Here is a 12558-nt window from a genome sequence, read left to right as displayed (position 1 = left end):
TTAAATGTAATTACTTGATCTAGAGGGTGATTTTTATTTAAAATCCTTTTTTATCACATTTTATATAAATGTAATCCTTCCCAGCAATTATGGTGGCCTTTGTTGATTGTAAAACCAAGAACAATTTCAATTTGTTAACAACTCGTTTACACAATTTGTATCTCCCTATTGGAATTTTCGCTATAATTGACAAATATTGTCAAGTTAATTTTATCAACTTAATGTTGTCAAATGAAAAAAAATAATTCCATTGGGGAAATATTGAGGAAGCGGAGAGAAGAAAAAGGCTTATTGCTTAGGCAAGTAGCAGCTCTTTTGGATGTTGATACGGCTATCCTTAGTAAAATCGAGCGTGGAGAACGTAAGGCAAAAAAGGAACAAATTGTTCAATTAGCTAAAATCTTAGAATTGAATCAGGAAGATTTAATCATTCAATTTTTAAGTGAAAGAATACTTTATGAAATTCAAGATGAAGAATTAGGAGAAAAAGCTTTGAAGGTTGCTGAGCAAAAAATAAAAAAGAATAATACTAAGCAGATTAAAGATTAATGGGAATTAAGTTAGAAGAATTAGCGTATCAACAAACAGCCATTAAATCGGTGGTTGATGTCTTTGACGGCACGATTAAAAATACCTTTGACAATTCCAGTAATGATGGTATTCGCTCGAATAGAATTTCACTCGCTGAGGAAGAAGTTCAAAAGAATATAAAATCAATTATTCAGGAAAATGGTATTGCTGAAGAAATCGCCAAATTAACTCCCGAAAACGAATTGACCATTGAAATGGAAACCGGGACCGGAAAAACCCTGGTGTACTTAAAAACCATTTATGAGCTTTACAAACAATATGGCTTTACCAAGTTTATCATACTTGTTCCTTCTGTTGCTATTCGTCAAGGAGTGCTCAATACTTTAGAGACTTTCAATACGCAATTAGAGGAAATATACGGTTTTACTCCAAAGGCTTTTGAATATGACAGTAAGCGTTTGAATAAGGTAACCAATTTTATTGAGGAACAACATCCTCAAATAATGATAATGACCTTGGCTTCCTTCAATTCAGAAGATAAAATTTTAAACCAAGCCCAACGGGAAGATTTATTTGCCAATATTCCTTTTATTGAAGCAATTGGGCGAACCAATCCTTTTATTATAATGGATGAGCCTCAGGAAGGAATGGATACCCCTAATTCTATTAAGCAGATTAAAAAGCTTAATCCCCTTTTCAAATTAAGATATTCTGCCACGCATAAGGTTTCCAAAAACAAAATGTATTGTTTAACGCCTTATGATAGTTACAAAGATGGTTTGGTCAAAAAAATAGAAGTACTTACTGTTACTGAAAAAAATGATGAAGCCACGTTAAAGCTTGAGTTTTCAGATGTTCAAAACAAGAATGGAAAAATTAAAGCGAAAATTAAAGCCTGGCACCAAATGGCCAGTGGGAAAATTCAATTTAAAAATACAGCCTGGTTAAAAGAGGGTGATAATCTTGGAGAGAAAACGAATAATCCAAGTTACCTGAACTACAAAATAGAGCGCATTCAAAAGAGCCTCCGCACCCAAAAATGGTCAACCACCTTTACTAACGGAACCGAGATATTTGAAAGGCAGACTTCCGGGAATATTAAGAGCATCTGGGAATTGCAATTGGAATGGCTCATCATTCGGCATTTTACGAAAAAGCAAAAACTACAGAAGCAAGGTATTAAATGTCTTTCCTTGATTTTTATTGATAAGGTCGCTAACTATGTTAGCGATGATCCTGTCATTAAAAGGATATTTATGGAAAAGTATAAAACGCTTTATCCTGAATTTCACAACAATCAAGAGCCTTCAGCCGAACATATCGAACATATTCAAGGTTCATATTTTGCTAAAACGGGTAAAGGTGAATTTACGGATAGCGAAAGCTCGATGCGTAAGAACAGTGATGTGTTTGATGCTATCTTGAAAGACAAAGAGGGTTTACTCAATTATGGTGATAGTGTGGCCAATAAAATCGAGTTTATCTTTTCTCATTCCGCTTTGGGCGTTGGGTGGGATAACCCTAATATCTTCAACATTGCTACCTTGAGCAATTCTTATTCTGAAATTAAAAAGCGACAGGAGATAGGTAGAGGCCTGCGTATATGTGTCGATAATAAAGGGGATCGTATTTATGACAAGCTGGATGTTTCAGACGCTGAACGTATCAATCAACTTACCGTGATTCCAAATGAAACGTATGAAACTTTTGTAACCCAATATCAAGAAGAAATAAAAGAAGTTTATGGAACACAAACTGCTGGTGCCGGAATGACACATACCCATAAGGGAAAACCGCAAAACGAAGTTCGATTTAAGCGGAATGAGAATATCAATAAAGCTTTCAAACGTTTTTGGGCTGCGCTCGCTAAAAAAACCAATTATACCGTAGCTTTTGACGAAGAAGCCCTTATTGAAAGGAGCCGGGAAGCGCTCAATCAAATAGATATTGCCGATTATATGGCAGAGGTGAATAGCCGATCTATTAGTGCTATTTCAGAGGAAGAATTGAAAGATGAATTTGGAGGAAGTGAAAGCTATAAACTGAAAGCGAGTTATACTGCGTTGGATTTGGTGGAAGAACTCAGCGAAAATACTGGATTGAGTTATCCCACTACTTTTGCCATTATTCGGGATATTGAGCACGACCATTTTGCCAAAAATCCACCTCAGTTTATCCACCGGGCTTCTGCACTCATAAAGAATATTGAACTCGAAGAAATGTTACGTGGTTTGGATTATCATCTAACGAATGAAACTTTTCCTTTTGATTTTGATGATTTTGTAAAACAACTGGATGATAAGCGTTATACATTAACTCCAAAACGTGGGGTTTTTGATAAAACTTTAGTAGATAGCGAAGTGGAACATAAATTTGCTTTGACTGCTGATAACGATGATGAGGTGGTCTGTTTTCTTAAACTACCTTCTTATTATAAAATCAAAACACCTATTGGTGAATACGAGCCAGACTTTGGAATTGTGATGAAACGTAAAAATTTAAAAGACGGTGTGGAAAGTGAATTTTATTTTGTAATTGAAACAAAGGGCACCAACAACATCAACGACAAGAAGTCTTTAAAAGAAAGTGAAGTTTATAAAATAAAATGCGCGCTTAAACATTTTGAGGCATTAGGTGTAGATGTAAAATACAAAGCTCCTGTAAAAGAGTATGATTATTTTAAAACAGAAGCTCAAAAGGATATTAATAAAGTGCAACAGGCCTAAAAGGATAAAAAGATTAATGAAACCCGGTAAATCACATAGCGCCCTTCTTCAAGAAATAAGGGATATTTTAAAACAAGCGCGTAATCAGGCTGCTACAGCGGTTAATTCCGCAATGGTATTTGCATATTGGAAGATTGGGCAACGTATTGTAGAGGAGGAACAGAAAGGTAGCGAAAGGGCGGAATACGGCACTTATTTATTAAAGGAACTAGCCCAAAACCTAAGTCAGGATTTTGGAAAAAGCTTTGATGCTCGTGAGTTACGCAGGATTCGGCAATTTTACCTGAGTTTTCCAATTCGGGACACAGTGCGTCCCGAATTGAGTTGGTCTCATTATCGCTTATTGATACGTGTGGAAAATGAAAGTGTAAGGGAGTTTTATTTGAAGGAATCCATAAGCCAGCATTGGAGTACCCGAAAACTTGACCGTAACATTAGCAGTCAATATTACCAGCGCATTTTATCGAGCCAGACCAAAGAGGAAATTACTTCAGAAAGGGGTGAATTAACCAAGTTAGATTTTATTAAAAACCCTTACGTACTCGAATTTCTTGATCTTCCCGCCAATTTAACACATAAAGAAAAGGACATTGAAAAAGGTATTATAGCCCATTTACAAACTTTTCTACTAGAACTAGGTAAAGGCTTTGCTTTTGTAGCGCAGCAAAAATTGGTGCGAACCGAGACTTCTGATTTCTTTATTGATCTGGTGTTTTATAATTATCATTTAAAATGCTTTGTAGTCATTGACATTAAGAGTGGAAAATTGAGCCATCAGGATATTGGGCAGCTGGATATGTATGTACGAATGTTTGACGAGCGTGAAAAATCTAAGACCGATAATCCCACAATCGGGATATTATTATGTGCCGATACCGATAATGTGGTGGCCAAATATTCAGTACTCAATGATAAGAAAAACCTGTTTGCATCAAAATACCAAATGTACCTGCCAAGTGAGGAAGAATTGAAACAATTTATTGAAAAAGATCTTGAAGAATAGTTATGAGCGATAGTAAAGAAACTATAGAAAACCCATTGGAAAAAGTACAGTCACACGACTGGAATAAAGAACGATTGCAGCAGCTAAAACAGTTGATGCCCGATTTGTTTACTAATGAAGGGAAACTAAATATAAACGAACTCAAAAAAGTGGTGGATTCCGAAAGTGTAAATGAAACAGAACGCTATGAATTTCGCTGGTTTGGAAAAAGCAAGGCAAAACGAGAAGCTTTTACACCCACTGATGCTACGCTTGTTTATGATGAAGAACGAAGTGTAAACCCCGAAAATAGTGAAAACCTGATTATTGAAGGAGAAAACCTGCAAGTGCTCAAGTTACTCAGCAAAAGTTATCGTGAGCAGGTTAAGTGCATTTATATTGATCCGCCTTACAATAAAGATAAAGATTTTGTATATCGAGATACTTGGAAACAAGATGTGAAGTCTTATTGGGAGGATTCCGAAATGACTGAGAATGGAGTAAGTATTGATACAAATTCAGAGAAAGACGGCCGTTTCCACAGTAATTGGCTGAATATGATGTATAGTCGTTTATTGATTGCACGTCAATTGCTCCGAGAAGATGGTGTGATTTTTATTTCAATTGATGATGATGAAGTAGTTCATTTGAGAAAATTGTGTGATGAAGTTTTTGGAGAGGAAAATTTTTACTCTCAAATTATAGTAAGAGCTAATAGTAGAGGTCAAACGTACAATCAAATTGCAAAAACTCACGAGTATATTCTAGTCTATACGAAATCATTTGACGGCGATTTGTTTGAATTGGAAAAGTCTAGTAAAAATTCAGATTTGAATCTTCAAGATAATATTGGTAATTATAATATTAGAGAACTTCGAAATAGAAATCCAAAATTTGGAAAACATAATCGTCCGAATTTGTTTTATCCAATATATGTAGATACAAATACTCAAGATAAAGATGGTTTTTATCCCGTTTCTTTTAGTAAAACAGAGAATTATAATCTTGAAGTTGAACCTTTTAATTCGAAAGGCATAGAATCTTGTTGGCGTTGGGGCGAATCTAAATTTAAAGATAACTGTAGGGAAAATACGTTAGAAAGTAATGTGATTGCCAAGAAGAAAGGTAATGGTAGCTTTGGGATTTATGAAAAATACAGGAAAACGACATTTAAACCTAAATCAATATGGAATGATAATTCTTTTTTAACAGAAACAGGAACAGTTCAGGTTAGGCAATTAGGATTTGATGGAGAATTTGATTTTCCTAAACCTGTAGAATTGGTCAAAAGATGTCTGAAATTAACAGTCGAAGAAAATGATTTAGTTTTAGATTTTTTTGCAGGTTCTGGGACTACTGGACAGGCGGTATTTGAATTAAATAAAGACAGTGATAAGAATATCCGCTTTATTAATATACAATTACCTCAAAAATGTTCTGAATCTGGAAAGGCTTTTCAAAACGGTTTTAAAAAAATTAGCGACATTACCATTGAGCGAAATAAGCGGGTTGTTGAAAAAATTATTGCTGAAAAGAAAAAAGAAGAACCGGATTTATTTTCTGAAAAGAAGGAGGAACAGGAGTCATTAAAAGGTCTGGGCTTTAAAGTATTTAAATTGGTAAAATCTAATTTTCCACGGGTAGAATACGCGCCCGATCCGGAAAAGTCGGAGGAAGAAAATGTGGCCTTGCTTAAAAAATACATTACCGAAAAAGAAGCTCAACTTGTTTCTGTTTTTAACCGAGAAGAACTCATAACCGAAATATTAATAAAGAACGGTTTTAAACTCAATTATACCTTAGAAAAACAGAAACAGTTCAAAGGGAACGAAATTTCTCTCGCAGCAGACGACGAAAAGGAGACCCTGATTTGTTTAGATGTAAGTCTAGCAGAGGAAACCGTGGAGTATTTTAAAACACATAGCGGAAAAAAATTAATTGTGTTGGAAAGAGCTTTGGATACTACCAAAAAATGGAATTTAAAGCATTATATGGGTGATAAATTTAATGCATTTTAATGGAACAAGATTCTTGGAAATACATAATAATTAATGGAAAGTCTCAATGGCTTAAGGTTAAGAACCCTACTTATGAGAAGGGTATTTTAAGCTCAATCGAAGACCTTAAACCCTTTGACAAAAAGAAGGAGGACGGTACTCCAATAGAACCAACTTTAGAGGATGCTCAGTTGGAAAAAAGGCGAATTTATAGTGATTTTTTTAAAAAAGCATTCAAAAATATTCTAGTTCTTTCAGGGGCAGGTTCATCTATGGATGTTGGCGGTCTCTCAATGGCACAACTTTGGAATAAAGCGGAAGAAAAGTACAACGAAAAAAATCCTAAGGGTTTTAAAACAATATGTGACGCAGTAAATTATAAATATGAAGATAAAGATTTAGAAAAACTTTTATCACAAATTGAGGGTTTTTGTAAATTTTCGAAAGATTCCAAAATAAAAGTCGCGGAAGATGATGAGGAAACCCCTCTTTCCGTAATTAAAGAAGAACTTTTTACTTTAATAAAAACTTTGTGTACTATTTCAGAACCAGAGAGCAATTTCCCTCATAAAATATTGCTTGAAAAATTATTACAGCGAAAGCAGACAAATCCAAGGGTTAAAATTTTCACACTCAATTACGATCTATTATTTGAAAAAGCAGCAACTGCTGTAAATGCTATTGTTATTGATGGTTTTTCTTTCACTTTCCCCAGAACATTTAGCGGAAGGTATTTTGATTATGATATAGTGCAAAGAGAGGGAAGTAAATTAAAAGAAGAAGATAATTTTATACATCGCGTATTTCACTTACATAAATTACACGGTTCTATTAACTGGGAGCGAAATGAAGAAAACAATTCAGTAGAAATCCACGCTAATCCTAAAAGGGCTCTTATGGTATATCCTCGTGAAGCAAAATATGAGGACTCTTATGAACAGCCTTTTTTTGAAATGATGGCTAGATTTCAACGTAATCTTAGACTGAATAATGATACATTATTAATTTGTGTGGGCTACAGCTTTAACGATAAGCATATTAATGCAGCAATTGAAGAAGCTTTAAATCAGAATCCTGGTTTCCGGCTTGCGGTTATTGATCCTGGTTTTGACAATGATAACATTTCAAATTCATCATTAGCAATCAAAAAGAGTGCTTTAGAATCAGAACGTATTTTAATGATTTCTGAAAGCTTTACCGATTTCGCAAAATTCTATCCCGAAATAAAAACCTATGAAATAAATAGCCTAGAACACATAAATTTAAAGAATGACTGAATCTAAGATTAACCCCTTCAAACACGAATATTTTCTTGGCTATATTAATCAAGTCTTGCCTCAATATGTGAAAGTACATTTTCCGTCATCAATTCTATTAAATGGCTTTACACACTTTGGCAAAGAATTTAAAGGGGGTTTAGTCGGGAGTTTTGTTGTTATCGAAGGAGACAAATTTGGATTTTTAGGAAGAATCACTGAATTACAGCTACCGGAATCTGAAAGATTGTCACTAAATGAGAAAGCATTTCAAACAAGTGATTTTCATCCAACTGGTAAAGTGGAAATTCTTTTATCTTTTGATTTATACAATCCTTTTGATGTTAAAAAAGGATTAACAGCCTATCCAAACATTGGCGCAAAAGTATTTGTAAGTTCCGGAGAATTAGTTCAACAATATATGTCAAAATTTGGTGTAAAGAATGGCGAAACCCCAAACACTATTGCAATCGGAAGTTTAGTTTCAAGTCCTGAAACGAGAGTTAAAATAAACTTACAATCTATTTTTGGACGTCATTGTGCTGTTGTTGGTACAACAGGTGGAGGAAAAAGTTACACTGTAAGCAAACTCATAGAATCGTTAATCGCAACTGGAAACAAAGCCATTTTAATTGATGCAACTGGAGAATATTCAAATTATGCTAACCAGCCATATTGTACATCTAAAATATTAGGTGATGATTGTTTTTTTCACTACAGAAATCTATCTGTATCAGATCTTTTCGTTTTATTAAAGCCATCTGGCCAGGTTCAGCAACCTATACTTCTTGAAGCGATTCAAACTTTGAAAATTGTTGAAATTGCGACAAAAAACAATAAACTTCCAACAGCTGTAAAAGATGGAGTGTATATCAAAATAAAGAAAGAGAAAAAACCTTATATAGATTTGTATAATGCGTACGCCAATGAGATTGAAAAAGAATATGCTGAGTTTAATATTCAAAATCTTGCTCAGCAATTAAGACGTGAGTGTGTATATGATAGTGATAAGTTTGGTGAAGTTTTAACTCATTGGGGAGATATAGATAAAAGGAAATGGGATAATAGTACAAGTTTGTTTCTTAGGACCGAAACTCTTATTCAATCAACACATTTTAAATCCATTTTTGGATTTGATAAAACAGGCAATGAAGAAACCGAATTAGTAAAAATTTTAGACACTTTTTTTAATTGTCCCGATAAAAAAATTCTAAGAATTGGTTTTGATAATGTTGGTTTTGACTTTCAAGCAAGAGAAATACTTGCTAATGCAATAGGAAAATATATGCTAAATAAAGCAAGAAAAGGCAATTTTAATCCGTCCAATAATGTAAAAAACAAACCTGTAGTTTTATTAATTGATGAGGCACATCAATTCTTAAATAAAAAAGTAAAAGATGAATATTTCGAGTCAGTAAACCTTGATGCTTTTGACTCCATAGCAAAGGAATGTAGAAAATATGGATTATTTTTGTGTATTGCCACTCAAATGCCAAGAGATATTCCCAATGGAACATTGAGCCAAATGGGTACATTTATCGTTCATAGACTTATCAATTATAATGACAAAGAAGCGGTAAGTAACGCTTGTAGTACGGCAAACAAAAACACTTTAGACTTTTTGCCAATTCTAGGAGAAGGAGAAGCCATTCTAACCGGTGTCGATTTCCCAATGCCTATCATAATGAAGTTTGACGAACCAAATATAAAACCAGATTCAAGTACGCCGAAATTATTTTGAAATTTTAATTAAAACGGCCCTCTATCCTGCGGCTCGTTATGCGTAACCTTCCATAGGTCATCTTCCTTGACCAATTTAAAGATACCTGGTTTCGGGTCGTAGGATGTTGAATATTTAATCCAGGTTATCTCACCTTCTCTTTGTTTATCCACGACCTTAAAATCAGATTCAGAATTTTTATCCTCGGCAAACATTTCTTGTATACTGGAAAGATTTGCATACCCGGATTCTGTAGTATATTTCTTTAAAGTTGCCTTATCACCGTGATAAAAACTTTCGGCGACGATTTTGGCGGTTTCTGAAGGTGATAAATCTTGCTTTCCAGCACACGACAGAACTAATACTACTAACGAAAAAACTGCTATTTTTTTCATAACAATGTTAATTTGGGTTATTAATAAATCTATGCGATATTTTTAATTTCAAATTACGTTCCCCGTTTTTCTCATTGAGTTCTAAAATCGCTCTGCGATCATTTCCTATTGAGAATTTTGGCAGTACATAAACCAATCTCACAGTTTCGTTTTCTTTTGCTTTTGAGGGCAAACTATATTTAAAAACCGGTTCTTGATAAAGACGTTGTAAGGACTTCTTTTTGCCCTTTTTTCTTGTCTCAACCGATAATTTCAGAAAGTTGAGGTCATAATCCAATGAAGATTTGTTTTCAACCTGAATCACGAAATAAAGTTCCTCCTTGTCAAAAACAATATTCTCAACACTCAATACGATGCCCTCGTTCCGTTTTTTGATTCGGCCAATCCGTTGTTTTCGACCAATTAGATAAGAACAAAATTTATAATAATAATAGGTTCTGTTATCTATTGTGTCTTCACGTTTAACAATAGTAGTTAAATCAAGAGCAATAGGCTTTTCATTACCGATGCTTTTAGACGTCGGTATAAAGTAATTCAGCCGATTTAGTTTTTTTCTATACTTTACAATATACGAAAAAACAGCGCCATTTTTATTGACTACCAGAAGATTACTTTCATTTCCGGGCTTTGCCTGGAGCAATCCAAAATATTGTCCTTTCTCACGATTATAGGTAAAGACATAGTTTTCAGACCCTGTTATCCCCTGCCGAATAGGCTCTGGGAAGAACAATGCTACATTTTTTTGATCATTCGCATAAATGGTATCGAGATCAAAAGATGTTTGTGCAGTAGTGATAACTGTACTAAACAGGGATAGTGAGATAAAAATTAAATTCTTCATAAGAATAAGTTTTAAGTGTTGTTTTGAGTCTATAACTTAGGTTTCAGGATGAGCCTGTAATTGTTAAGCACGGTAACCTTAATATTTCGGTTATTGCGTTGGAATATCTTTTTGAAACCCCCTACTTGTGGCACACCGGCGATATTGATATCATCCACCATATCACCGATGACCTCGGTTGATACTTGGGCGCGAAAGCTGTTTTCTACATAAACCCCTTCGCTTCCGTCTTGAAGGTCAAATGCTTTTAATTTGGTTGGATGATTCTTGACGTTTTCGATTTCTATCAAGACCCGGTTGGGCTGAAAACTAATAAAACCGTAAATAGGGGTGTTTTTTGGAATTTGTTTGCTGTTAATGGTAGCAGCTTTGGTTAGGCGCATCCGTAAACGGGAATTGGCTTTGACCACTTGGACGCCATCCACAACGGCGTAAATCAATGCATCGGTACTACCGGAAACTGAAATATCACTTTCTTTCGGATCTGAGGCAAAGAATAACTGGTGTTCCAGTCCCATTTCTTTAGCAGCAATTTTTTGTTCTGCTTTTATTTCTGAAGAGTCCACTACTTTTTCGGACTTCGGGGCAGTTTCCCTAGCACCAATATGCTGATAATTTCTTTCAGAATACTTGATTTTCCCTGCGGAGTAGATGCTATCCACAATACGTTCTTTTTCATTTTCGTCGAAGTCCTCATCGTAAAAACCAAGGGAATCAATCAGTTTTTCGTCATAGATGCTGGGAGCATTGGTTTCACGGACTTCTTTTAGATCGTTGATGGCATCCAGTTTAGAATCATATTCCTTTTGGTCTTCTTCCAGTGCGGGAACCGATGTTTCTTTAAGATTTGTAGGTTCACTTTCATCATCTCCCATTACTATAATAGAATAGGATATTAAGAAAATGACCACTACGGCGAGTACTGCCGCAAAAACTATTTTATTTTTTTCTATCTTCATAATCATTGGTTTTTTAAATACCCATTATCGGTTTTCATCGTTTAGTTTTTTAAGGGATTTTTCAAAGTAATCGGTGATTAGCAATCCGTGCGGATTATTGGGAAAATTTCGGTCTACGATAATCAGGTTTCCGGTAGAAACCAATTGATAAGTGTCGATGATCGACCCCCGGTTGATCTTAAAAATAGTAACCGTTTCGAAGGAATAAGTTCCATTTTGTTCTTCGATCTGAGAATCGATACTCAGTACTTTTTGAACTAAGGAATATTGTAGCAGTCGATTGTAAACTCCATCTGCCTTTTTTTGACGATATAAATTATCTACAGTACTATTGCCCAACCAAAGTGCCTTTTCTAAATTCTTTTCATAATTGCTTGCATCAATATTGTAGAAATAATTATGGAAAAGTTCTAAATGTGCTAAAGCCTCTACTTTAAAGTTTTCTTTTTGGGTAATAAGCTTTAGGGGGATGATACTGCCATCGGTGTTGATAGCAAAAGCATTGTTCAGGGCTTTTTTGTGGGTTGAGAATGCCATCCATAACGCAAAAATATTGGAAAGCAACGTGCACACGATCAAAGCCAAAACGATGAACCGGTTCATTTTCAAAACAGTATAGATATTTTTATAATATGTTTTCATTGAGCATTAATTAATTAGTAAATAATCTAAGGGTAAAAGAAGTCGCACGGCGGTACAATTTGAACTTCAGAAAAACAATGAACCCAATTGACCCGAGTTGTACCACAGGGGCAAAAATTCCTTGGCTGACATCTGAACCAAATAGGTTTGTCCAAAAATTAGTATTGATCTCGGTATAGAGTGCATTGACAAAAACATTGACCAGAAAGAAAGCAGGCACTAACATATAGACGGCGGCATAGAGCTTAAAAAATGTATAGGCTAGTGAGCGGAATTTTTCAAAAACGGCCAAGCTGATAACCAATGGGAAAAACGCCTGCATTATTCCGAGAAGGAAAAAGCGTTCAGCCAAGAATAATGGATAGATAAATAAATCAAGAATCCATAAAATAACACCTCCAATAAAGGCCATTAACTTGAAACCATATAATGGTGTAACCAGAGCTTCATAAAGCAATGTCATTGCATTTTTAGCAGCATCTATTAGATTTACATCTTCTTCAATGGGA

Annotated in this window: 10 protein-coding genes and 1 pseudogene; 6 read left to right on the top strand and 5 right to left on the bottom strand. The window is 34.8% G+C overall.

The genetic code is table 11. The features are described 5' to 3' along the window. The first annotated feature begins 231 nt into the window (after nucleotides 1-231). The 6 genes from FVB9532_RS17535 to FVB9532_RS17510 are packed head-to-tail and all read left to right on the top strand — an operon-like array spanning nucleotide 232 to nucleotide 9233. Complete coding sequence (locus FVB9532_RS17535) at nucleotides 232-549, top strand: helix-turn-helix domain-containing protein (RefSeq protein WP_150546486.1); 318 nt, start codon at nucleotides 232-234, stop codon at nucleotides 547-549. Then, nucleotides 549-3257 (top strand): restriction endonuclease, encoded by a 2709-nt coding sequence (locus tag FVB9532_RS17530; protein WP_150546485.1) that lies wholly within the window; start codon nucleotides 549-551, stop codon nucleotides 3255-3257. Before FVB9532_RS17535 ends, FVB9532_RS17530 begins: the two co-directional genes overlap by 1 nt. A gap of 16 nt (nucleotides 3258-3273) precedes the next feature. After that, nucleotides 3274-4260, top strand: a complete 987-nt coding sequence (locus FVB9532_RS17525) for a PDDEXK nuclease domain-containing protein (protein ID WP_150546484.1) — start codon at nucleotides 3274-3276, stop codon at nucleotides 4258-4260. 2 nt (nucleotides 4261-4262) lie between these two features. Then, nucleotides 4263-6257, top strand: coding sequence for a site-specific DNA-methyltransferase (locus tag FVB9532_RS17520; RefSeq protein WP_150546483.1), 1995 nt, complete (start codon nucleotides 4263-4265; stop codon nucleotides 6255-6257). After that, nucleotides 6257-7513, top strand: coding sequence for an SIR2 family protein (locus FVB9532_RS17515; protein ID WP_150546482.1), 1257 nt, complete (start codon nucleotides 6257-6259; stop codon nucleotides 7511-7513). Before FVB9532_RS17520 ends, FVB9532_RS17515 begins: the two co-directional genes overlap by 1 nt. Continuing rightward, a complete protein-coding gene (locus FVB9532_RS17510; protein ID WP_194716574.1) occupies nucleotides 7506-9233 on the top strand; it encodes an ATP-binding protein in 1728 nt (575 codons plus the stop codon). Before FVB9532_RS17515 ends, FVB9532_RS17510 begins: the two co-directional genes overlap by 8 nt. An 8-nt stretch (nucleotides 9234-9241) precedes the next feature. Here the strand turns inward: FVB9532_RS17510 and FVB9532_RS17505 are convergent, their stop codons facing one another. From FVB9532_RS17505 to FVB9532_RS17485, 5 genes and pseudogenes are all read right to left on the bottom strand, one after another. Then, nucleotides 9242-9607, bottom strand: coding sequence for a hypothetical protein (locus tag FVB9532_RS17505; protein WP_150546481.1), 366 nt, complete (start codon nucleotides 9605-9607; stop codon nucleotides 9242-9244). Nucleotides 9608-9614: 7 nt separating this feature from the next. Further along, nucleotides 9615-10448, bottom strand: coding sequence for a DUF4138 domain-containing protein (locus FVB9532_RS17500; RefSeq protein WP_150546480.1), 834 nt, complete (start codon nucleotides 10446-10448; stop codon nucleotides 9615-9617). A gap of 29 nt (nucleotides 10449-10477) precedes the next feature. After that, nucleotides 10478-11407: a conjugative transposon protein TraM gene (gene traM, locus FVB9532_RS17495; protein ID WP_150546479.1), complete on the bottom strand. Its 930-nt coding sequence runs from the start codon at nucleotides 11405-11407 to the stop codon at nucleotides 10478-10480. A gap of 24 nt (nucleotides 11408-11431) precedes the next feature. Further along, nucleotides 11432-12049 carry a conjugal transfer protein TraK gene (locus FVB9532_RS17490; RefSeq protein WP_150546478.1) on the bottom strand — a complete coding sequence of 206 codons (618 nt, stop codon included), beginning with the start codon at nucleotides 12047-12049 and terminating at the stop codon, nucleotides 11432-11434. Nucleotides 12050-12059: 10 nt separating this feature from the next. After that, nucleotides 12060-12558 (bottom strand): annotated as a pseudogene (locus tag FVB9532_RS17485) (hypothetical protein); the annotation flags it as partial.

Origin of the sequence: Mesonia oceanica (assembly GCF_902499555.1) — a bacterium.
GTDB classification, from domain to species: Bacteria; Bacteroidota; Bacteroidia; order Flavobacteriales; family Flavobacteriaceae; genus Mesonia; species Mesonia oceanica.
The sequence above is the reverse complement of the archived record's forward strand: the minus strand, read 5'-3'. Positions and strand labels throughout refer to the sequence as shown.